21 protein-coding genes are annotated in these 22051 nt (G+C 55.8%); 5 read left to right on the top strand and 16 right to left on the bottom strand.

Features of this window, described 5'->3' with window-relative positions; genetic code table 11:
• The first annotated feature begins 198 nt into the window (after positions 1-198).
• The 4 genes from NB063_RS29275 to NB063_RS29260 all read left to right on the top strand — a co-directional run bounded on the left by NB063_RS29275 (position 199) and on the right by NB063_RS29260 (position 6467).
• Positions 199-2688 (top strand): DUF1592 domain-containing protein, encoded by a 2490-nt coding sequence (locus tag NB063_RS29275; protein ID WP_250932807.1) that lies wholly within the window; start codon positions 199-201, stop codon positions 2686-2688.
• A 28-nt stretch (positions 2689-2716) separates the two neighbouring features.
• A complete protein-coding gene (locus NB063_RS29270; RefSeq protein WP_250932805.1) occupies positions 2717-4054 on the top strand; it encodes a DUF1552 domain-containing protein in 1338 nt (445 codons plus the stop codon).
• Positions 4047-5591: an ankyrin repeat domain-containing protein gene (locus tag NB063_RS29265; protein ID WP_250932803.1), complete on the top strand. Its 1545-nt coding sequence runs from the start codon at positions 4047-4049 to the stop codon at positions 5589-5591. The genes NB063_RS29270 and NB063_RS29265 overlap by 8 nt, the downstream gene beginning before the upstream one ends.
• Positions 5592-6203: 612 nt before the next feature.
• A complete protein-coding gene (locus tag NB063_RS29260; protein ID WP_250932801.1) occupies positions 6204-6467 on the top strand; it encodes a hypothetical protein in 264 nt (87 codons plus the stop codon).
• Here the strand turns inward: NB063_RS29260 and fbaA are convergent.
• From fbaA to NB063_RS29230, 6 genes are all read right to left on the bottom strand, one after another.
• Positions 6464-7546, bottom strand: a complete 1083-nt coding sequence (fbaA, locus tag NB063_RS29255) for a class II fructose-bisphosphate aldolase (RefSeq protein ID WP_250932799.1) — start codon at positions 7544-7546, stop codon at positions 6464-6466. The genes NB063_RS29260 and fbaA overlap by 4 nt on opposite strands.
• Positions 7547-8082: 536 nt before the next feature.
• A complete protein-coding gene (locus NB063_RS29250) occupies positions 8083-8808 on the bottom strand; it encodes an NYN domain-containing protein (protein ID WP_250932796.1) in 726 nt (241 codons plus the stop codon).
• A gap of 868 nt (positions 8809-9676) precedes the next feature.
• On the bottom strand, positions 9677-10138 hold the full coding sequence (locus NB063_RS29245) for a hypothetical protein (protein WP_250932794.1): 462 nt from the start codon (positions 10136-10138) through the stop codon (positions 9677-9679).
• 192 nt (positions 10139-10330) lie between these two features.
• The gene (locus tag NB063_RS29240; RefSeq protein ID WP_250932793.1) at positions 10331-10861 is read right to left on the bottom strand and encodes a hypothetical protein; all 531 of its coding nucleotides are present in this window, start codon (positions 10859-10861) and stop codon (positions 10331-10333) included.
• A 376-nt stretch (positions 10862-11237) separates the two neighbouring features.
• On the bottom strand, positions 11238-12656 hold the full coding sequence (locus NB063_RS29235; RefSeq protein ID WP_250932791.1) for a family 16 glycosylhydrolase: 1419 nt from the start codon (positions 12654-12656) through the stop codon (positions 11238-11240).
• Between the two features lie 219 nt (positions 12657-12875).
• Positions 12876-13094, bottom strand: coding sequence for a hypothetical protein (locus NB063_RS29230; RefSeq protein WP_250932789.1), 219 nt, complete (start codon positions 13092-13094; stop codon positions 12876-12878).
• Between the two features lie 39 nt (positions 13095-13133).
• On the opposite strand from NB063_RS29230, the gene NB063_RS29225 reads away from it, so the two are divergent.
• On the top strand, positions 13134-14699 hold the full coding sequence (locus NB063_RS29225) for a polysaccharide lyase 6 family protein (protein WP_250932787.1): 1566 nt from the start codon (positions 13134-13136) through the stop codon (positions 14697-14699).
• A 398-nt stretch (positions 14700-15097) separates the two neighbouring features.
• Here the strand turns inward: NB063_RS29225 and NB063_RS29220 are convergent, their stop codons facing one another.
• The 10 genes from NB063_RS29220 to NB063_RS29175 all read right to left on the bottom strand — a co-directional run bounded on the left by NB063_RS29220 (position 15098) and on the right by NB063_RS29175 (position 21903).
• On the bottom strand, positions 15098-15463 hold the full coding sequence (locus NB063_RS29220; RefSeq protein ID WP_250932784.1) for a hypothetical protein: 366 nt from the start codon (positions 15461-15463) through the stop codon (positions 15098-15100).
• 199 nt (positions 15464-15662) lie between these two features.
• Positions 15663-16100, bottom strand: coding sequence for a hypothetical protein (locus tag NB063_RS29215; protein ID WP_250932782.1), 438 nt, complete (start codon positions 16098-16100; stop codon positions 15663-15665).
• A 120-nt stretch (positions 16101-16220) separates the two neighbouring features.
• The gene (locus NB063_RS29210) at positions 16221-16559 is read right to left on the bottom strand and encodes a hypothetical protein (protein ID WP_250932781.1); all 339 of its coding nucleotides are present in this window, start codon (positions 16557-16559) and stop codon (positions 16221-16223) included.
• Between the two features lie 231 nt (positions 16560-16790).
• On the bottom strand, positions 16791-17243 hold the full coding sequence (locus NB063_RS29205; protein ID WP_250932780.1) for a hypothetical protein: 453 nt from the start codon (positions 17241-17243) through the stop codon (positions 16791-16793).
• Between the two features lie 162 nt (positions 17244-17405).
• A complete protein-coding gene (locus tag NB063_RS29200) occupies positions 17406-17897 on the bottom strand; it encodes a DUF1569 domain-containing protein (protein WP_250932777.1) in 492 nt (163 codons plus the stop codon).
• Positions 17898-18831: 934 nt separating this feature from the next.
• Positions 18832-19122 (bottom strand): hypothetical protein, encoded by a 291-nt coding sequence (locus NB063_RS29195; RefSeq protein WP_250932775.1) that lies wholly within the window; start codon positions 19120-19122, stop codon positions 18832-18834.
• A gap of 396 nt (positions 19123-19518) precedes the next feature.
• Entirely contained in the window at positions 19519-20001 is a 483-nt protein-coding gene (locus NB063_RS29190; RefSeq protein WP_250932773.1) for a hypothetical protein, read from the bottom strand.
• A gap of 118 nt (positions 20002-20119) precedes the next feature.
• The gene (locus NB063_RS29185) at positions 20120-20629 is read right to left on the bottom strand and encodes a hypothetical protein (protein ID WP_250932771.1); all 510 of its coding nucleotides are present in this window, start codon (positions 20627-20629) and stop codon (positions 20120-20122) included.
• A gap of 304 nt (positions 20630-20933) precedes the next feature.
• Positions 20934-21146, bottom strand: coding sequence for a hypothetical protein (locus tag NB063_RS29180; protein WP_250932769.1), 213 nt, complete (start codon positions 21144-21146; stop codon positions 20934-20936).
• Positions 21147-21648: 502 nt separating this feature from the next.
• On the bottom strand, positions 21649-21903 hold the full coding sequence (locus NB063_RS29175; protein ID WP_250932767.1) for a hypothetical protein: 255 nt from the start codon (positions 21901-21903) through the stop codon (positions 21649-21651).
• Positions 21904-22051 lie beyond the last annotated feature (148 nt).

Here is a 22051-nt window from a genome sequence, read left to right as displayed (position 1 = left end):
TTGGTTGAAACGGCTCGATTGATGCGAGCAACGGCGATAAGAAAATTGCCAACCCAGCCTGAAATTGAGGGGCGTTTTCAGAGCAAGAGGCGTGATCCAGTGCGTCGTTTGACGCAAAAACGTAGCTCGCCGAAAGATCTCGAACCTAAACAATAGTAAACTCGATATCAGATTTTATCGGTTTTTTGGCGGTTTTGTATGATTCAAAAGTTTTGGGGCACGTTTCCGCGGAGCCCGTACAGTCGTCTTCTACTGGGCTTTCTGCTGCTCGAGACGCTCACCGCGTTCTCGCCCACGTCGGTTATTGCGGCAGACCATACAGTCTCAAACGGTCTCATCGCCGACCAATCGGCGGTCGAGTCGTTCGTTGATCAATATTGTATGGATTGTCATAACCAAGCCGACGCGATCGCGGACTTTGACGTCGAATCGGTCCCGCTCTCGCAAGTCGATTGGTCGCCTCAACGAACGGCAACCGTAGCCTCCGATCCGCTCGCCGATTGGGAGACCGCGTTCAAACGGATCGCTTCGCGACAGATGCCGCCGGCCGACGCTGATCGACCCACCGATGACGAATATCACGCCGCCATCGAATCGCTCGGTCGTGTGCTCGATTCCGTCGCCGCCGACACGCCGCGAATTCCCAACGTCGATTCGCTCCGCCGGCTCACCCGCACCGAATATCAAAACAGCGTCCGCGATCTGTTGGGCATCGAAGTCGACATCACCGCGTGGTTACCCAAGGATGAATCCAGCGGCGGATTCGATAACATCACCGTCGGTGATCTGTCGCCATCCTTAATGAGTCGATACTTGACGGCGGCGGAACAAATCAGCCGTATCGCGATCGGACGGCAAGTCGGCACGCCGATGGGCATCAACGTTCGTTTGCCCGCCGACCTCACCCAAGAGCAACACATCGCAGGATTGCCGTTGGGCACGCGTGGCGGCACGAACATCCGGCACACGTTTGCGGAGTCCGGCGTTTATGAAATCGCCGTTCGATTAACCCGCGACCGGGATGAAATGATTGAAGGGCTATTCCGTCCCCATGACCTCGACGTGCTCATCGATCGCAAACCCACGCATCGCTGGACGCTCGAGCCGCCCAAGGGCAACCGCGACGACACGTTGATCGACGCGAACCTCAACGTGCGAGTCCCGATCACCGCGGGGCCGCACGACATCGCGGTCACCTTTGTTAGCCAAGGTGATTCGCTGCTCGAAATCAAACGTCAACCGTTCGATTCCGCCTACAACCGACACCGACACCCGCGACAACAACCGGCCCTGTTCGAAGTCGCCATCGTCGGACCGCTCTCGCTGCCTGAAAACGATACGGAGTTGCCCGCCGGCGCCGCCGACACTCCGAGTCGGCGTATCATTTTCGCCGAACGTCCACAGTCGTCGGACATCGAATCCCAACTCGCGGCCGCGGATTCCATTTTCCGTCGACTTTCACGGATCGCTTTTCGCCGGGACGTGACCGATGCCGACATCGCCACTGCGATGAACTTTTTCGAAGAAGCGATCCGTGAGGACAACGATCTCGACCCGAATGACCGATTCGAACTGGGCATCGAACGCGGCGTGGCGTCGATTCTCGTTAACCCCAACTTCCTCTTCCACGTCGAACGGCCCGTGGATCCCGGTTCCTCCGAGCCGATCGTTCGGATCAGTGAATTCGAACTCGCCTCGCGGATGGCGGCGTTCCTGTGGAGCAGTTTGCCGGACGAAGATCTCCTCGATCTCGCCGCCTCCGGATCGCTGTCGGATCCCGCGGTGATTCATGATCAAGTCGCACGGATGTTGGCGGATCAACGTTCTCAAAGTCTCGTCGATCACTTCGCCGCCCAGTGGTTGTACTTGCGAAACCTCGACGCGATCACGCCCGACCTGCGGTTGTTCCCCGACTTTGACGAGAACCTCCGGCGAGCCTTCCGTGGCGAAACGGCATCGGTGTTCGCTCACGTTTTGCAAACCGACGCCAGCATCTTGGCGATGATCGACAGCGACTTCACGTTCCTCAACGAACGACTCGCCCGACACTACGACATCCCCGGCGTCCTGGGTGACGAATTCCGCCAAGTCGCTTTGCCGGCGGACTCGCATCGCGGCGGGATCCTGCGTCACGGCAGCATCCTGTCGGTGACCTCGTATGCCACGCGAACCTCGCCCACGATTCGCGGCAACTGGATCTTGGAAAACATTGTCGGCACGCCCCCGCCGCCTCCGCCCCCGGACGTTCCCACGCTGAAGGAAAAATCGGCCCTGACGCCGACGACGTTCCGCGAGCGTCTCGCCCTGCATCGCCAGAACGACGCTTGTGCGTCCTGTCACGCCCTGATCGATCCGGTAGGTTTTTCTCTCGACCATTATGATGCGGTCGGCCGATGGAGAACGTATGATGGCGAATACCCGATCGATGCGTCTGGGACACTGCCTGACGGAACGGAAGTGGATGGTGTCGAAGACCTCGAAGCGAGCCTGCTCGAACATCCCGAAATGTTCGTCAGCTGTTTCGCTGAGAAACTGATGACCTTCGCACTCGGCCGGGTCGTCACGCACCACGACGCCGCCGCGATCCGCGGCATCGTTCGGCAAGCCGCGGAAGATGATTACCGAGTTTCGAACATCATCCAGGGCATCGTCGCGAGTCCCCAGTTCCAAAACCGATCCCGCCTTTAATCCCCACCACTCAGCCCAAGGCTTTTCCATGTTTCTGCAAAAGAAATCATTGCCGCGTCGCACCGTATTACGAGGCATGGGCACCGCCATCGCACTTCCGCTGCTCGACGCGATGGTCCCTTCGCTGACCGCAGAGGAACTGACGCCCGCGGCCGATACGAATCTTCGCCGGATCGGATACATCTACACGCCGATGGGTTACAACCCCGCGGAATGGACGCCCAAAGACGACACACTCGATCAGTTGCCGTCCAGCCTCGCGTCGCTCGAATCGGTCAAGCAACAACTGTGCGTGATCACGGGAATGGATCTGCAGAACGCCTATCCCGGGTCTCACGCCACGTCCAATGCCGCGTTCCTTAGCGCCGCGCAAGCCAAACTGACCGAGAGCAGCGACTATTACCTCGGCACCACCGTCGACCAAATCGCCGCCAAACATTTCGGTCACGAAACACAACTCCCTTCGCTTGAACTTGCGATGGATCTGTTGTCGACCGTCGGCCAGTGTGACAACGGTTACGCTTGCGTCTATCAAAACAATCTCTCGTGGTCCTCGCCAACGACGCCTTTGCCTTCGGAAGCTCACCCGCGGATCGTCTTTGAACAACTCTTTGGCGAAGGCGGCACTCCCGAACAACGCAGCGAAGCGATGCGTCGTCGAGCCAGCCTGCTCGACAGCGTCACGACGGAAATCAAACGTCTCAAACAACGGCTCGGTGGGGGCGATCGCAACAAGATCGATCAGTACGTCGAGAGCATCCGTGAAGTCGAACGTCGGATCGATCGTTCGCTCGCCACCGCCAAAGACAACCCGCTACCCGATCTCGATCGACCCGTGGGCGTGCCCGTCGCTTATGCCGATCACGCGCGGCTAATGTTCGATCTGCAACTGCTCGCGTTTCAGGGTGACATCACCCGGATTGTCACCTTCCAACTCGCCCGCGAAGCCAGCACGCGGACGTATCCCGAAATCGGCGTCCCCGATCCCCATCACCCAGTCACTCACCACGGCGGCAATCCGGAAAAGCTCGCGAAGGTTGCCAAGATCAACCAATTCCACGTTTCACTGTTCGCCGAATTCCTCGAAAAGATGGCCGCCATCCCCGAAGGCAATGGCACGCTGCTCGACCACTCCCTGTACATGTACGGCAGCGGGATGGGGGATCCCGACGCACACGATCACAAGAATCTGCCGATCCTCGTCGCCGGTGGCGCTGCCGGCTACATGCGGGGCGGACGGCATCTGCGTTACGACAAAGCCGAACCGTTGTCGAACCTGCACCTGACGTTGCTCAACAAAGTCGGCGTGCCGCTGGACAAATTCGCCGACAGCACCGGACAAGTGGACGCGCTATTCGATGTTTGAACGAGATCATTCTGCTATCACGCGAGCCGTTGCAACGCAGCCCGCTCGGACGCGTTTGGGCATGGCCGGCGTCGTTCGGATTGCCAGCGTCTTGAGTTGCGTCGGTGTTGTTGGTTGGATCGTCGCGCCTGTTTGCGAGGCCGCAGCACCGAACCTGAGTCTGGTCGAGGCGGTTGAACGCGAAGATTGGGCGACGTCCGAGTCGCTGCTCAAAACGCGAGCCGAAAGCGATGAGCGGGCCCACGAAAGTTTGGTCAATCAAGCCCGAGGCGATGGGATGACCCCATTGCACTGGGCCGTCCACCACGACAACGACGAGTGGGTGCAGCGTCTGCTCGACGAAGGCGCCGATCCCAATGCGGTCACGTACTTCGAAATCACACCGCTATCGATCGCATGCCGCATTGGCAACCTCGAAACCGCCACCTCGCTGCTGCAGCACGGCGCAAAAGTTGACATGCGCGGCCCCGGGAAAACGACACCGCTCATGTTGGCTGCTCGTACCGGTGAAGCTGAATTGTGTCGCTTGTTGATTGAGCATGGGGCTGAAGTCGAAGCGACCGAACGGGCGGGCCAGACGCCGCTGATGTTTGCGGCCGCCGAAGGGCACGTGGATGTCATTAACGCGCTGCTCGATGCCGGCGCCGATCTAAACCGCACACTGCGTTCGGGCTTCTCACCGTTATGTTTCGCCGCTCGCCAAGGCCACATCGCCGCGTCGATGACGCTGCTCGACCGCGGTGCCAGCGTCAACGAGATGATGGACCCCAAGAACACGAGCGGCCGCAATGCCCGCAAAGGCATGACGCCGCTGATGCTCGCCGTTGAGAGTGCCCACTATGAACTCGCGATGAAGTTCGTCGAACGCGGTGCCGATCCCAACGACGAGTCCAGCGAGTACGCGCCTTTGCATGTTCTGTGTTGGGTTCGGCGTCCCCAAAAAGGCGACAACCCGGCAGGTGACCCGGCGCCACGCGGCAGTGGCAATTTGACGTCGCTCGACTTTGTTCGTGCGATTGTGGATGCCGGGGCCGATGTCAACTTGCAACTCAGGCGAGGCAAAGCCGCGAAAGGGTTGATCGTTCCCCGCGGAGCGACACCGTTTTTGCTCGCCGCCCAGCGAGTCGACTTGCCGTTCATGGAATTGCTGTTGGAACTCGGCGCCGACCCGCACCTCACCAACGTCGACGGCGTCAACGCTTTGATGGCCGCTGCGGGAGTGGGAACCGACCACGTCGGAGAACACGAAGGCACGCCCGAGGAAGTTGAGCAAGCGGTGAGAATGTTGGTCGCCCAAGGCTTGGACATCAACGCGGTCTCGAGAACCAACGAGACTGCGATGCATGGCGCCGCGTACCGCTGTTTCCCCGAGACGGTGCGGCTCGTTGCCCAGCTAGGAGCGAAGCCCGAGACATGGAACCACAAAAACAAATTCGGCTGGACCCCGCTCGACATCGCCAAAGGTTACCGCCCCGGTTCCTTCAAACCCGATCCAGCCACGATCGCCGCCATCACCGAATTGCTCGGCAACGATTAGGCGTCCAGGTATCCCGCGGAAGCACCCACCCAGCCCAAAGCGTCCACAAGCGGCCTAGCAAACACCCTGCCTATCGCTGCGATTCCAGTGCCGAAGGACGTTGATTGTTTTAGTGCCTTTATTAGCGGAACGGCGCAAGCGGACTGTTGAGTTAGTCGTTTCGAAAATATGAGTGAGCCGACAGCGCTAGCTGCGGGCGTCCAATGCGCGCATCGTAGCCGTAAGGCCCGCGGCTAGCGCCGACGGCTCACTAAATCAACAGCTCGCAGGCCGTCCGGTCCCGAGTCACCGGACGGCTCGCGCCGTTCCGCTACATTTGAAATCCTTCAGTAATACAATCGACGTCCCAAGGCACGACAAGAGTTAGCCATGGACGCTAGTCCAAGGAGTAACCCCTGACCACGACCAGTGCCGAAGGCACGACATGAGCTAGCCATGTACGTCAGTCCATGGTCAACGGCAACACGGACCATCCCCAGTGCCGAAGGCATGGCATGTGTCGTCCCTACAGGACTTGGTGCCGTATTGCCCTCGCGTATCCCCCGGACTTGCATCTGGGGCTTATGTCTATCGTCACTTCGTGACTGCCAAGAACGCCCCTGACCACGACCAGTGCCAACGGCACGACACGAGCTAGCCATGGACGTCAGTCCATGGTCAACGGCAACACGGACCACCCCAAGTGCCGAAGGCATGACATGTGTCGTCCTGCCACGATCGGCACCGTATTCCAATCGCGTCTCCCTGGACTTCATCAATCAACAACCCGTTCCCAATTTCTGCGATCTCGATCCGGCGTCACCACAAAAAAACGGCCAACGTCTTGGGGACATTGGCCGTTTGGCTTGGGTGTCGATTGAGTGCGACGCGGTTTAGAGTAAACCTTCGCAGCGGTTGACGCAGTTGAGGTCTTCGAAAGCGACCTTGAGACGGTCGACAAACGAGACTTGGCCGGCACGCAACCAAACGCGTGGGTCGTAGTACTTCTTGTTCGGCTTGTCGTCGCCGTCTGGGTTGCCGAGTTGGGTTTGCAGGTAGCCTTCGTTCTTCTTGTAGTAGTCCAAGACGCCCTTCCAAGTTGCCCACTGCATGTCGGTGTCCAAGTTCATCTTGATGGCACCGTACTGGATCGCTTCGCGGATTTCTTCGCGTGACGAGCCCGATCCGCCGTGGAAGACGAAGTTGACTGGCAATTCGCCGGTACCGAACTTCTCGATGATGAAGTCTTGCGAGTTCTTCAGGATGATCGGCTGCAGGCTCACGTTACCTGGTTTGTAAACGCCGTGGACGTTTCCAAACGCGGCGGCGATCGTGAAACGAGGCGAAACCTTGCTCAGCTCTTCGTACACGTAGGCAACTTCCGAAGGTTGTGTGTACAGCTTGCTGCTGTCGACGTCCGAGTTATCCACGCCGTCTTCTTCACCACCGGTGATGCCCAATTCGACTTCGATCAGCATGTCCAGCTTGTTCATGCGTTCGAAGTACTTCTTGCTGGTCTCAACGTTCTCTTCGAGCGGCTCTTCGGAGAGGTCCAGCATGTGCGAGCTGTAGAGTGGCTTGCCGGTCGCGGCGTAGTGTTTTTCGCCGGCGTCGAGAAGTCCGTCGATCCAAGGCAACAATTTCTTGGCACAGTGGTCGGTGTGCAGAACAACGGGCACGCCGTAGTGTTCGGCCATCACGTGGACGTGTTGAGCGCCCGAGACGCAGCCCGCGATCGCAGCTTTTTGGTTCTCGTTGGATAGGCTTTTGCCAGCGTAAAAGACACCGCCACCATTGGAAAACTGCACCATCACGGGCGAGTTCACTGCCGCTGCCGTTTCCAGGACGGCGTTGACCGAATCGGTCCCGACGACGTTCACGGCAGGCAAGGCGTAGTTGTTCTCGTTTGCATGACGCAGCAAACGATCGAGGGCTTTCCCGGACACAACACCCGGCTTGATTTCTGAATCGCTCATGAGATTAAGTTCTGGTAGATGGCTACAAAAATTTTGCAAAGAAAAGTTGCGACTTCTGGAAAACCAAATTTCCAGGTCGGCATTGTCGTTTTGTTTGCGGAATTTTTCAACGGGCGGCAAGTTGAAGCAGACTGGTGCGGTGAGAATCACGCTGGGGCACACGGGAACGGAGCGTTTGTGTGAATGAGCCCCCTTCCGCTGGTGTGCGGCAGAAAACAGACGCATTGAGGCCGAGCGGAAGGACGCCTTTTATCTTCCGTGAAAAATCAAACTGAGCCTGTCAAGTTTTCGCGGCACCCGGAAATTGGGAAATCAGCGTCGAACAGCCAACGTCGCCATCATTCGCCCCCTCGCCGTTCTTCATTCACGTAACTAGCCCACGCAGCCAACCCACGTAGCCCCGTCTCTCCGAGACGGGGGCCCTCCAAGACTCATCCGACGGTAGTCGGATTACCCGTTGCTTCCAGCCGCAGCAATCTCTGGTCTGCGGCTAGAAGCCACAGCTACAAAAGAAACCCACCTACCCACACAACCCCTCATCTCCGCAACCGGACACGGATCGACGATCGACCAGCGTGTTTGGTCTTTTTGACCTCGAAGAGATCGATCGCTTCGAACAGGTCGCTGAGTTTGCGAAAACCGTAGGTGCGGTGATTGAACGGTCCTTGATTGGAAATGTGTGACCCGACAGGAGCGAGCGATGCCCAGCCGTCTTCGTCGCTGGCTTCTTTGACCGCCGTGCGAAGCGTGTTCATCAACTTGGTGTTCTGTTTGAGCGAGGAGACTGAGTTCTCTTTTTTGTTCTGTGGCGTTTTGCTGGTGTCCTCTTCATCGAGATAAATGAAATGGCTGCACGCCAGTACGAAGGGTTCGGGCGAGTTTTGGCGACCGAACCCGATCACCTGCTTGCCGTCTTCGCGGATCCGCAGAACCAACGGGGTGAAGTCACAATCGGAAGAAACGAGGCCGAAGGTGCTGACCTGTTTGGTGTAGAGGATGTCCATCGCGTCGATCAGCAACGCCATGTCGGTGGCGTTTTTTCCTTTCACCAAATCAAAACACTGTTTGGGTGTGATCGCATATTCATGCAGCACCTTGACCCAACCATCGAGCGGACGCTTGGTCCAGTTCCCGTAGGCTTTGCGAATATTCACGATACCGTAGGTGGCCAGTTCGGAGATGATAAAGTCGATCTTGGTCGCGGGTGCGTTGTCCGCATCAATCAATAACGCGATGCTGTCGTGAAGACTTTTGGTAGCCATGAAGGTCAGTCACTCAAGAGAACGATGAGCAAAGGGATGACGCAGGACTGGGGTGGGAACCGGATCAAGGAATCACACGTCCCCACCAACAATGAACGAATTTGATCACGTTTGTGCCCACCCAGAGTTCCATTATAAGCAGGTTTGCAGGGGGCATTGAGAAGATGGCTGATTTGGCTTTACCGGACTATGGGTATCATGAAAATACGAGATCCAAGAGTGGGCCGAGGGCTGTCAAACCATGGGCCGAGCCCACTTCCCTGCCGCCCGCAAGTCGGGGCCAACGATACCAAAGTTTGCGAGACGCTTTCATGCATAGTAGAAAGGGGGCAGGCGCATACGAATTGGCTCCGCTCCCCGTCGTCCTTACTCGGCCGCGGCAAAGAGTGCACCACCTTCTCACGTAGCTCGGTCTCTCGGGACATCGATTGTTTTAGTGCTTTTCTTAGCGGAACGGCGCAAGCCGTCCGGTCCAGCGTTACCGGACGGCTTTGTCCGTTCCGCTACATTTGAAATCACGCAGTAATGAAATCGACGCCCCCCCGAGACCGAGAGTTGCGGACGTAACCCGCTTCGCGAGACGCAGAGATGGGGAGTTGGGAGTTGGGAGTTGGGAGTTGATCCCTCTACTCCGTGTTTTGGTGCCTCCGTGAGAACCATTATTACCAACGTGTGATGAACTTCGATCACACATCCGATCACGCGATTCGAGAGAATGTCGTATTGCAACCTTCGTGCTCTTCAAGTTCAGCGTGGTTGTCGATTCCGAACGCAAAATCCACGTGTGGAACGGTGCGCTTCACCCGGTATGGGCGAAGGATTTTCTATTTCCTAACCGCCGGACGCCCAACTCGCATACACGCGATTGCTAGCCGGCGTCTGGGATGTCTCGGCGGCGAATCCACAACGCGTAGTAACCGCCGGCAATCCCGAGCGTCATCGCAACACAGAGGTGACCAAGCGGCATCGTATCGCGAACGCCACGAAGTTCGTTGGAGAAATCTTTCAGCTTCATGGTCTGGTCACTGTATTTGGACCTCGCCATTGACTGAAACAGTTGGGTCGTTGGCAAGCGTCCGTTTGAGGTCGCATATTCATGTTCGCTGACGACGAAAGTCAGCAGTAGGTATGCGGCCGATGGGATGAGCAATCCGATCGCGAAACTGCGCCGGTTGCCACTTCCGATGGCGGCATTGATAGCCTGCATTACAAAGGCGACGCCGAGAAGCGTCGCGGCAACCCAGGCAATCGGCGGACCGTTGAGAGCACCCGCAACGCAAATCGCGAGCATGGCAACGATGGCAAGCAGTATGCGAATCGATATTTGCACTGGTCGTTGCCTGTCCCTCAATAGTGGTCAGCGTCCGTCAAAAGTTTCGTTTGGTGTGGATTGGTCGTATGTTGTCGTCAGCAGCCATGCCCGTGTGCGGTCGAATCACTTCACACGTCACCGAGTCGGGGCAGTTGATGTCCCATCAGCGATTGACCGCAATCCCGGCTTCGGTGCATGTGATGGTTCTGATCACTCGGGATCGCTATCGGACGAACGAAACTGCCCGACGACCGGCTGAATGACGGCAATGCTCGTTCTCCCATCCGGCACTTTGGCTATCGAGATGGTAACGTCCTTCTTGCCGTCAAAACTGGGGCGATGCAAAAATGTTATGTGAACATGTTTCGCAGCAAGGAAAGCGACCATCGTCGTGTGGTCCTTGCGGTCGTCCGTGTCATGGCCGTACGCATTCTTGATTAGTCTTTGACTTTCAAGGTTCGAGAAACCCTTCTCTGCGGTCGTCACAAGACTGTGATCACTCGGTAGCCCCAGTCGCTTTGCGTACCATAATACGACTTTCTCCGGAGAGTCAGTCGTCGTGCATTCGTAAGTGCGGAACTTTCCTGCGCGTCCTGCGTGGGCTTCCGAGATACCCATGGAGCCATGATGCGTGTAGTCCCATTCCGAATCCGATCCACTGGTGACCGATATCGGGAACAGCGCGAGACATAACGAGATGCAACCCAGGCGAACGTGTGTCGACATGATTGACGTAGCCACCTTAGGTTTGGGAATTGACAGCAGAACCAATTACTTCTCACCGGCTGGCGGTGATGAATTGAGTCCGGGGGGCGCAGGGTGACCGACGATATCAACTCGGTTGCCGTCACGCTCACGCCCACTATTAGAGGACGTGAGCGTGACCGTGTCTACTCTCTTTCGGGTACGCACGGTTCGGCATGGCACCAACTGGCGGGCCGTGGGCGTAAGAGAGATCTGAACCCTTTGGGGCCTTAACAGGCTGTGATCGCGGGCCGGCGAAACCGTCCGTCCATGATTTACGCTCGCCCATCCGCGAAAACCATCTTTAATACGACGGCGTTTTCTTAAGTCCGCCCAAATCCGTTTGTCTCTCCCGGAAATGTTTTCATTCGTATCAACGGATCGAAAACGCGTCGATAAAGAGAGTGCTGCCTTCCTCACCAGCGTCGTCCGCGGTCACGACAATTCGAGGTCGGTCTTGGCTCCCGGACGCACCCTGACGTTGGAAGGTTTGCGACAACGTGATCCACTTTCCAGTCGCGAGACCGGTGAGATCGAACGGTTTGAGCTCCAGCCAGGGATCGTCCAGGATGACGTGAATTCGTTTGGTCGTACAGTTCGGTTCGAGCCAAACTTTCAGGGAGAGAACGTGTTCGCCCGCAGGTAATGTCAAGCAACCGTTGGGTGCGAACGCCACCGCTTTCTCGTTTAGTTGGCTGGTGTGGGAAAACTTGAGCGACCGAACTCCGGTCAATGGCTGCTCATTGCTGATTCGAAAGTAAGGACGCGAGTCTTCGGCAATCCACCAATCGTGCTGTTGCTCGCCCACACGGATCGGGCCCTCAAAGTCGAACGAAACTTCATTCGGTAAGGAGGCATGATCGGAGACAGCTGGCTCTTCTGACTCGACCTCGCGAGGTCTGACCTGGTAGTTCGGCTTTTGCCAGACTCGGATGTAGTCGATCTCGTAGTCGACTGGCAAATCTTCTTCGTCTGGGATGCCGTGCCACGGGAACGTCTCGGAGTCGACCCAGATGGCAATCGGTCCGGTGATCACCCACGCATCATCACCCATCTCTTGACGCAGCACCGTGCGGACCAGTTTGCCGTCGGCGTAGAACTTCAAGTATTCCGGATCCCAGTCGAGTCCGTAGACATGAAATCCCTCCGCCACTTTGAAATCCAACTGCAGTCGGTCGGTCCATGTTGTCGGTCCGCCCTTCTTCGACCAGTCGTGAATCGACGACCACAATTCCGACTCCAGATGCGATTTGTGTCTCTGTTTGGGGCGTCCCGAAAACTCGAACACGTCCAACTCCGTCTTGCTGCCCGTCGCCCAAAACGCGCTCGTGACGGAAGCGTCCGCAGCTTTGCATCGGATCTCCATGTAGCCATAGAGAAACTCGTTTTTGCAGATCACAGCGGCGGTGGTGATGTTTTCGTACGCGAGTCCCTCCTTCTTTTCCTTCCACGAGAAATCTCGCTTTTTCGAAAACTCGAAATCCGGTTCCCATCGCGCTTGCAACTTCAGCATCCCGTCTTCGATCCGCACGTTATCAGTCGAAAACTGAGACGGCGCACGCCCGATCCAGTTCGACTTCAGCACTCCGTCGGTGCCTTGAATCAACCACTTGTCCGCATCCAACGGCGCCGTCTCGAACTCGTCACTGACGTGAGGGTTCAAAACCCAACCACCTTGATTGGAGGGATCCGACGCAGGATATACGTTGGGAGACGATTCGTCGGCGGAAGCGATCGTCAACCACGCCAGCCCGATCACAAGCGACAGAAAATTCACACGATTGAGTGACATCACCACCGCATTCTCCAAAAGAATTGAATTGCACCGAAATGAAAGCGAACTTGGCCCCGGCCGCATAAGGACCCAGCGAACGGCATCGGAGCATCGATTCGATAATCACCTGCCGCGCCCACGCTCTATCGCTGAACCGCGATACGTCATATTGTAGTATTTATTGCGGCGGCTTGTAAAGAAGGGACAAACAAGAAAAGGGCATCGAAGTTTTGCGTTTCAGGTAGCTCCGATCGTCGGCGACAACGATCGGTTTCGGATTTCCTCCCCTGACTTTCGGATGTGCCACTCGTCAACGAGCTTGCTGATGTTTGACCGGCCAGTAATCTGCGATCGACGTTTGCGATCTCCACAAAAGACGCGGACATCGTCGGAGTCATTAAAATCGACGGTGTCCTGCTCGTCTAAAACATCAGCGGTCACCGCTCCCGATCGCATTCATACCTCCGGTCTACCCTCGCAACGATCAGCCACAGCATGAAAGTATCAAGCAGCAGAATTGGTCAAGACTTTGGTTCATCACCTAACAGATCGAAGCTGCCGAACCCATCAAAACTCCTGACGAGTACCGCTGCCTCGGCAGTTGTCGCGATCTTCTTGTTTCTGACCGCGATCCTATCGGCAGTCGGCAACGAACACCGCGTTGATTCAGCCGACGAGTTGGAATCGCTGATCGAATCGAATCGCGTCAAGCCGGGAGATACCATTGTCTGGGCTGACGGTGAGTACAAAGACGTGGAATTGAACATCGAAGGGGCGGATGGAACCGAGTCGTCTCCCATCGTGCTCGCCGCCGCCCATCCCGGTCAGGTTGTGTTTCGGGGCGAAAGCCAAATTCGGATTGGAACCCGGTGGTGGACGATCCAGGGGTTTCATTTTGCTGGCGGACCAGAAGACGTCACCAACGCGTACAACACGATTCAATTTCGCGGCAACTCAGGTCAGGCGGCTGAGTACGTCACTTTGCGGGATTGTGCACTAACGAATTTGCGCGGTGAAGATGACACGTCCAAGTGGGTCTTGATGTACGGGCGATTCAACACGATTGAGCGTTGTACGTTTTTGGGAAAGAAAAAGCGGGGCGCGTTGCTGACGGTCGAATTGGGCGAGCTGGCGGCGGATCAATCGGCTGAACACCTGATTCAGCACAACTATTTTTCCGATATCGCGTTTCAACCGGGAACCGACAACGAGACGATTCGGATCGGCTTCAGCGGAGATCAGAATAAGTCGGCTCGCTGCGTGGTGAAGAAGAATCTGTTTGTTCGCTGTGATGGCGAAAACGAAATCATCAGTTGCAAATCCAGTCACAACCGGTTCGAGGCCAATACGTTTTGCCAATGCAACGGCGCGTTAGTGTTGCGGCACGGCCATCACGCTCACGTGGAGGGAAACTACTTCTTTGGCGACGGAGCGACTGATAGTGGCGGAGTCCGCATCAGTGACAGTCATCATGTGATCGTCAATAACTACTTTCAAGATCTCACGGGCACCACCTGGAATGCGGCATTATCGATTTTGGGAGGCAAGGAACCAACGGGCGGTTCGGGAAACGGATATCAGGCAGTCGATGGGATCATCGTGGCCCACAACACGTTCGTGAACTGTCGTCGCAGCATTTTATTAAGCAGCGAAAAAGGCAACCGAGCTCCGCGAGGAATCTTTGCCAATAATCTCGTCGTCAGCTCAGTCGACGCCTTGGTCAAAGTGGACCTGCCGCCGGATAACCTCCACTGGACCGGAAATCTGATGTTCGGCGATCTTGCGCGTCCGCACTTTGCATCCTTGACAAACGATCCCGAATTGGAGCTGGTCGAGGGGCGTTATCGACCGAGCGAATTCGGTCCAGCAGCCGACCGTGCGGTAGCCATTGGGATGTCGGTTCAGTGGGATGTGGAAGGTAAACGACGACCGACGCGGGGAATGGACATTGGAGCCGACGAAGTTTCCGGCGCGTCTGGCACGGCCACGTCGCATCCTCTGACGTTAAAGGATGTCGGTGTCAGCTTCCCGCTGGCCGATGTGATCCCCGCAGCGAGATAAAGTCATCCTGCTTTGGCGGTAGTGCGGCGGCGGTTTCGCGATTCGTTTTACGTTTACTCAAATCCGGTGCTTCGCGAATCGGCCAGTCACGCTCGTGACGACATGGAAACGGGGCGGAAGTGATCTGTGGTTGGCAGTTGGGACTTGCTTCTCCACTCCGTGTCTGGGGGCATTCGTGAGAACGACTATTTCCGTTGTGGGGTGAACCTCAATTGCACATCCAATCACGCGGTGCGAAAGGTGATCAAATTCCATCTTGCGTGCTCTTCGCGTCCTGCGTGGTTGTCAAATCCCGACCGCAATCCATTCCGTTGTGGAGCGTCTGCAATTACCCGGTCGCGACGAGAGATTCTCCTTTATTAAAACACCCGACTTCGCGGCTGGAGCGAGTTTTCCTGTTATCCGCCGGGCTGGGGGTCTGTCCCCTCGGGGCGATCCCAAGTGACCCATGGTTCTTTCAATGCGAGCGATCGAAATCGCTCCAAGTCAAGCTCGGTCGGGAAGTGGTCGAGCGGTTCCCATATGGGTAAACGGGGATTTTCAGGCTGACGGTCCGGCCGAAAGACTTCATCCACCTTCCATCGGCCACGAATGTCCGTGTACTGCGGATTCCGGACGATACTACACAAAAGGTAATTTTCGCTAGATTCACCGACGACTAACAACCGCTCTTCGCCGTCAACTGATGTCGTCGGTTCCAGCGGCTCAGCTACTACATAGAACGTTCGGTATTCCATGTGAAGTTCGCGTGCGATAACTCGCATGCGGTTTCGGTATCGAGTGTATTGCGTTGCAACAAACGCAAACCAGCCGAACAAAAGCAGCAAAGCTGCGACGGTCAGGGGGCGGACGAATTTCATGCAACTTAAATCAGGGAACGCCCCGGATCAGCGGGTACCGGGAGTTGAGCATCCATTTGTGAAAGCTGACCACCGGACCTCCGTTGAATCCGATGGTTCGACGCTATTGCTTTCCACGTGTGTTCACCGTCGTTTGCCAACGTTCCGTTGCTAGATCATGCAACTTGGTAAAGACAGCTTCTCCGTGTTTCATTCTAATCTCCGCTTCCATAACTTCGTTCCAACATCTTACCTCTTGGATGAAATCGTTTTTGCTGACACCTTGCGGCACATCACTAACCACTTCGTACGTCACGTTGCATCGTTCACGAAGGAGTTGGATGTATTCATCGTGTCCGGGCGGCGCAGGCAGCGGTGGGTACTCTTTAAGCGTTATATATCCAGCAGCGATTGAGGCAGCGGCATCCTTGGTTGCGCGGTCGCACGCGGAGATGCCATTCGAGACGCTCTGACCTGCGGCTTTGTCCCGCTGGCACCCTGCCATTGTGATGAGTAACACGCAGGCGACCGACAGGCACACCGCAAGAGGCATTGTATTCATGAATGATTGGTCCATCGTCGAATGTTGGCCGTAACCGGGCGGCGACGAAACGTTGTCCATTGTAAAGCCGCTCGACTTCGCCGCTCCGGTTCAAGGCATGGCTCGGCGGCTCCTGGTCCGCTAGTCATCAAAAGACGACGGAGTCTCAACGGTAATCGCGAATGCCTCCTTGTATCCTAGCGGTTGAATGAACGGCCCATTCCGGATTTGACCGTAGTATTTACCGAATCCGTCATGGTTAAGCCGAAGATCCGAGTACCAAGTTTTGCCACTTGTCGAGTCAACCCATGAGAAGTTGACTTTGTATGCATCTGCTTCGAGCGAGTAGCGAACGTCTTTCACTGTGGTAGTAATCGGTCCGAGCGTTGCCCTCTTCTCGAATTGACGGGCAACTTCCTTGGGAGATAAGGGCTGTTGCGATGTTAGCTCTTGCTTCAACTGCGTGATCTGGCGGCTCATGATTATGGTATAAGTTGTGAGCACGCCGATCGCAATCCAGAGCAACAACGTGCCGATTGAAAATTGAAATCTCCGGGGCACTGGAGTTTGTGACGTGTTAGTCTCGCCGCTCATATGCTAAATCCTATGTGTCTGCCACGGTTGTCGGCGAAAGTCACCGATCACGGGGCGGCGACGAGAAACTCTCAATTGTTAAAAACGCGACTTCGCCGCTCCCGTGCATCGGAATGGTTATCCTTCTCCTTGGGATTCCAAGACATCGGGGGTTGTATCCCGGCCGGCCGATGCGGTGACAGCAGTGTAGCAGATCACGCCGTACACAGCAGCAAACGCGATCCCCCAGCCGAGCATAGCGACGGTGTCATTCCATGCGTTGGAGTAGATTTCAATCTGGTAGTCACGGCGAGGGTCAGGATCTTGAAGATTGTGAGCATTGATGGCAAAGTTCAGGCCAACCGCGTGCAGAAATGTCCATGCCGCACTTGCGACGTAATGAACGACGATGGCTGACGTAATCGTTAGCCGGAGGCGAAGATGCAGCAGGCATGTAAACGCAGTGGGAGTAAAATAGAGAAGCGCTGCTAAATCGGAGCCGCCGGTTGCGGCTTCGGCAGGTAACGCAGCAAGGTGCAGTGCAACCACTGCGGTGATCGCAAGAAGGTCGAGAATAGAGAATTGACGCAAGGGCTGCACCTTCCCTCGTGGAGGCAAGATCGTGGTTCAGTCGGACAACGCTGGAATTCACGCGGTGGCGGGAGTTGATCATCCACTTCGATCCGCACAGCCACCGCCACTCCCTTGCAATTCCTTAGTTATCCGTAGTAATGGGTGGGTATAAAATGCCTGTCAGGCGTGGGGTACGACGAAGCTTAAGTGATGGGCGGCGTGCCATTGTTGCATCAAAAGCCATTGTTCACGATTGAGTCGACCCAGCATCGGATAGTGCGTGACGAATGGAGTAGAGGGATCCATTAAGGTTTCCGCCAACGCGTAAAATCGGTTCGCACAGGCGTCTTCATCGAGATCGAAAGCGGGCTGAAGTTGCTTCGGGGCTTTGCCACGAAGCTTGGAAGGTTTTCCCTTCCGCATCGTAGGCATGAACATCAGTTTCATCACTGGTCGCAACAGGGCAGGAAATGTGAATTCCGCGCCGTCGATCGTCATTTGCATGGACATGTTCAGGTGATCGAGTATTTGGGCGAGGCTCCAAGTGCCAACCAGTTCGTAGCCGCCTTCACGCAATCGAATAATGTCGGCGCAAGCAGCGCCCAAATCAGGATAACGCAAATCCATTCGTCGTTCTGCGATTGTCGTTTTTGGATTGGTTTTCTGGAGCATGCTTATGGAGTACGCTTGGAGTTGGTGTGAACGGTTTAAGTCGGATAACGTCGGCAATCACCGAGAACGCGCGAAAGACTCACCATTGCCAAGTCGCTCGGTTCGCGTCCTTCGGTGCATTTCATTGTTCTGCGTTTAGTTTACCAGGATCCCAGGGAATGCATTTTACCAAAGTGAGCCATTCGTCATAGCGTGACGACAACCAGTCCGCTCCGACCTCACTAACGATGATGTGCCCCTTGTTGATCGACCGGAAAAAATGGTCACCTATCCAAGTATCGCCGTCAACCATCACGTTCCATCTTCCCTGACCTGGCTTTCGCCGTGCCGTTCGAGCAATGCGTACCCCGGCGGTATGAGCGCTCGCGGGCAATACAAGTTCCCAGATCTCTCCCATCTCGTTTGCGGCCGCGCGTGAGTGCCAGCCACCATAAATATATCCCTCCGGTTCCCCGCCACGCGGATATTTGGCGGGAACATCGGCTTTACGATCCCAGCATTCCCAGTGGAGCTTTCGTATTCGAAATTTCTGAATGTCACGAAACGTGATCTTGCCGAGATCTGATCTAGCGAGTTCAGCCCGAACTGCCTCGGTCACTACCACGTGTCGAAAAGGAAAAGAAATTGGCGGAATAAATGGTCCAGTCCTGAGCAACAGATTGGGTTGTAAGTCGATTTCGGGTCGTCGTACGATTCCGCCCGTAAGAATACGCCCGTAGTCACCCCAGAGTTTCGGTCCGTTTACGGTATAGAACAACATTGAGGGTCAGGTGGTAGTCATCGCAGAACGTCTAAAATCACCCGGCGGCGACGAGTGATGGTCCATTTTGAAAACGCCCGACTTCGCCGCTCGGGTGCAGCGTATTGTTATCCTAAGTCTGCACGACGATAAGTAATTGGACCACCTATAGCCGTGCCAGCAACTTCAGCGTTGTCACTCATTCGAAGCGACGTTCGCTGGTTCGATGTATTCGATCTTATTGCTGCCGGCCTTAGAGATGTCGATGCTCTTGAAAAGCTCGAGCGATTTGTCGTCCTTCGATTCCTTGTAAAGATGAGCTTTGTTGGATTCATAGTCTACGATGCACATGGTGAGCCCCATCATCTTAATGTCGTAATGCCCGCTGCTCTCGGCCGCGTGTTTTTGGCTTTGACCTGGCGCAAACGTAGACATTCCGACTGCGAGCATGGCAACGGAAAGGATTAGAAAAGCGTATTTTGACATAGTGTTTCTCTCACGGATTTAGTTGTGGTGGCAAAACAAAGGCACCAAATTGAGTGACGCCTACGATTGCTTGCCCGAATAACCAAGTGCTTCTCACCGGTTGGGGGCGGAAATGACTTGAATTCGGGATGTTATCGCCGGATGCCCAGCGATATCAGGCCGAACGCCATCCGCAGACGCTTTCTATTAGACGAAGTGGGCGCGGCGGTGTCCACTCTCGTGAAGCAGGTAAGCAGGTAAGCAGGAGTCTTTCGGTATAGCGGCCGTTTGACTCAAGCCACGGTTGCGATGTTCAACGAACGCTATCCACTCTGCGTGAGGTGTACCCATTGCAATTCCGCATTGAATTTCTCGGTGCTGCTCGTCCCACGCTCCGCGATGTCAAAGACTTAATTGCTATCCGTCGTTCTGCGTCGCCGCTGAACGCCGCGAATACCAATGCCAAACCCGATCCACGACCACAGCGAGCACGAGCAAAACAAGGGTGCCGACCAGTTGATAGATCGGAGCAAAGATCAAGTTGAGTCCACCTTGTGCGTCTTTGTTAACCGCGTTGAAAGCAACGCCGCCAAGCAAGCAGCAGCCGACCAACGCGATTGCGATCATGACGCGAGCGAACCAGAAACGAAGGCTGCGGCAAGCTAGCCAGATCAGCAAGTAGGGCACCGCGACTAAGCCACCGACCACGAGGACAAAAACCGAAACGCTGCTCGAAAGCAAGAGCATCCAGGAAACGAAACCGAGGGCCGCGGCCAATGATGCGACTCCGAGAACGCCCCCGAAACGACGACGGGCATGTTCATCGTCGGTTTGCCCCACGACCGTGCGTGGTGACGCCGATCCGCCCGGTGGATCATAAGGATTTATTTCGTGCGACATGCGAGCGTTTCGAGAACAGTGTTGTTGTGTCGGATTACGGCAGCGAAATGGGAGCGGCGGCGAACGACTCAACCAACGCCAAGGCGGCAGCCATCGCCGCTGCGTCACCATCGCATGGTTACCCGATCGTTTCTAGCCCCGGAAATTCGTCGTTTCGGAATGACGTCAACAAGGCGATCGCAAACGCCATCGCGACTGTCCCAGCAAGCACCAAGAACGGGTTGACTACACTGCGGTTCACCAGCGAGTAGTACGCGGCCCCGTATGCGATCAAAAAGGAAGTAATCGTTGCCGATACAAAATGAAGTCGTCGTCGAACATTGCGATTCAAGTGGTGGCAGACTAGCGACAGCAACAAAGCATAGAAAATTCCGAACACTGCCCCACCGAGTGAGAGCAGAGCGGTAACGGCCAAAGTGGATTCGGCGGATCGAATAAGGAAGTCAGGCCGATCGAATTGGGTCCAAGCGAGCAGGCTTGCGACACCATGCGTGAGACCAACCGAGGCACCAGTCATGGGGCCGACACTTGCGTACGGAAACGGCACCCTTGTCGGTTGTGCACGCAAGTTTGGGTGAGCGTCAGCAGGTGATTCGTAAGGATTCACGATCGAGTCTTCTTGTCGCACTTCAGTTGGATCATGTTACCCGTCACCGGGATGAGAAAGTTGGTTGCCTATTCGTAAAACCTCGCGGGCCCGGATCCGGTGCACGGGATCGTTAGCTGGGTTCTTGGGCAGGCCGGGGATGTGCGTTGCGTCGCGTTTGAGCTGAGCCGCAGGCTAAACACTCCTGGCTCTCATTGCCAATGTAAAAGGTATCGCAATCAATGCAACGTCGGGTCGTTGGCGATCGGTAACGAAGCGTTGGCGGGCCATCTGCACGGGCGTACTCGAATGACTCGCCGCAGTGAGGGCAGATCAGCGAAATATCTTAGTGTTGGTTGGGTGTGATGGTGCGATTGCCAGATTCCATCCCAGTAGGTGTGAATAGACGGTTGCAGTCAGGACAGTGAATGTCATGAGAACGCCAGTACCGCGAGTTTTCTGTGTTTCGACGCGAACCGCTCCAGTCGCCGATCCAGCCGAGAAACGCGGCCAGTGCGACAACGAGGCAAGTCGTCAGGATGAGACCACCGTAGTCCATCGCGGTTCTTTTTTCGGTCAGGTAACGGATACGGTCGCCGAGGACGAAGTGACCGGCAAACGCGTGATAAGGTGTTTGGGAAGCCTTCGGTGGACCGAATGGATTTGCTTACGCAGAGTTGGGGGGTGGGAGTTGGGAGTTGCCTCCTCCATCTCGTGTCTTGTTGCCTTCGTGTGAATAAATCTTTTCGTCATGCGCTGGACCTCAATCGCACATCTGATCACGCGATGGGAAGCACCATCGAATTCCATCCTTCGTGCTCTTGGTGTCCTTTGTGGTTGTCAAATTCCGACCGCAATCAATTCAATGGTGGAACGACAGCCGTCCCCGAGCCGAGAGAGTAACGTCAATCCTTGTCAAAACGCTCGCAAGCCCTGCTCCGGTGATTGCGACGGTCATCTGCAGTTGTGAATCCAAGAACACGACACCACGTACAAGGGACGAACGGTAGTGAGTCCCTGGCCAAGGAACAAGGACAGCCTGCAAGTCGAGTAGCGCAGAATCACGGGATGGGCGGGAGTTGCTCAATTGGAAGCTGCAATCCTCGACGAACACCTCCGCCAACGACAATCGTGAGGCTAAGCGCAGCTGAAACCAAGAGGGCGGACCAAGAGAACCAGTTGACAGCAACCATGAATGCAGCAGCGCCACTAATCGCAAGGCCAGCGACAATCAGTGAAGACGTGAACACGCCAAACCAGTTGATCGCTGCGTGCCCGCCTTGGTTTCGAACAAGTGCGATGTGCATGAACTTCATGTGAATCTCTTTAGGCTGTTTGACTAAGTTGGGACGTCGATTGTTTTAGTGCTCATTTTAGCGGAACGGCGCGAGCGGGCTGTCGATTTAGTTGCTTCGCAAAAATGAGTGAGCCGACAGCGCTAGCTCTTAGCTCGACTTTTTCCAC

Origin of the sequence: Aporhodopirellula aestuarii (assembly GCF_023701485.1) — a bacterium.
GTDB lineage: Bacteria > Planctomycetota > Planctomycetia > Pirellulales > Pirellulaceae > Rhodopirellula > Rhodopirellula aestuarii.
The sequence above is the reverse complement of the archived record's forward strand: the minus strand, read 5'-3'. Positions and strand labels throughout refer to the sequence as shown.

Bases quoted from the DNA above. Each gene is read 5' to 3' on its own strand.
- NB063_RS29275 (WP_250932807.1), top strand. From the start codon at position 199: ATGATTCAAAAGTTTTGGGGCACGTTTCCGCGGAGCCCGTACAGTCGT.
- NB063_RS29175 (WP_250932767.1), bottom strand. From the start codon at position 21,903: ATGAAGTTCATGCACATCGCACTTGTTCGAAACCAAGGCGGGCACGCA.
- NB063_RS29180 (WP_250932769.1), bottom strand. From the start codon at position 21,146: ATGGACTACGGTGGTCTCATCCTGACGACTTGCCTCGTTGTCGCACTG.
- NB063_RS29210 (WP_250932781.1), bottom strand. From the start codon at position 16,559: ATGAGCCGCCAGATCACGCAGTTGAAGCAAGAGCTAACATCGCAACAG.
- NB063_RS29220 (WP_250932784.1), bottom strand. From the start codon at position 15,463: ATGCGAGTTATCGCACGCGAACTTCACATGGAATACCGAACGTTCTAT.
- NB063_RS29265 (WP_250932803.1), top strand. From the start codon at position 4,047: ATGTTTGAACGAGATCATTCTGCTATCACGCGAGCCGTTGCAACGCAG.
- NB063_RS29230 (WP_250932789.1), bottom strand. From the start codon at position 13,094: ATGCGATCGGGAGCGGTGACCGCTGATGTTTTAGACGAGCAGGACACC.
- NB063_RS29225 (WP_250932787.1), top strand. From the start codon at position 13,134: ATGAAAGTATCAAGCAGCAGAATTGGTCAAGACTTTGGTTCATCACCT.
- NB063_RS29250 (WP_250932796.1), bottom strand. From the start codon at position 8,808: ATGGCTACCAAAAGTCTTCACGACAGCATCGCGTTATTGATTGATGCG.
- NB063_RS29270 (WP_250932805.1), top strand. From the start codon at position 2,717: ATGTTTCTGCAAAAGAAATCATTGCCGCGTCGCACCGTATTACGAGGC.
- NB063_RS29235 (WP_250932791.1), bottom strand. From the start codon at position 12,656: ATGTCACTCAATCGTGTGAATTTTCTGTCGCTTGTGATCGGGCTGGCG.
- fbaA (WP_250932799.1), bottom strand. From the start codon at position 7,546: ATGAGCGATTCAGAAATCAAGCCGGGTGTTGTGTCCGGGAAAGCCCTC.
- NB063_RS29200 (WP_250932777.1), bottom strand. From the start codon at position 17,897: ATGCTCCAGAAAACCAATCCAAAAACGACAATCGCAGAACGACGAATG.
- NB063_RS29190 (WP_250932773.1), bottom strand. From the start codon at position 20,001: ATGTCGCACGAAATAAATCCTTATGATCCACCGGGCGGATCGGCGTCA.
- NB063_RS29195 (WP_250932775.1), bottom strand. From the start codon at position 19,122: ATGTCAAAATACGCTTTTCTAATCCTTTCCGTTGCCATGCTCGCAGTC.
- NB063_RS29215 (WP_250932782.1), bottom strand. From the start codon at position 16,100: ATGAATACAATGCCTCTTGCGGTGTGCCTGTCGGTCGCCTGCGTGTTA.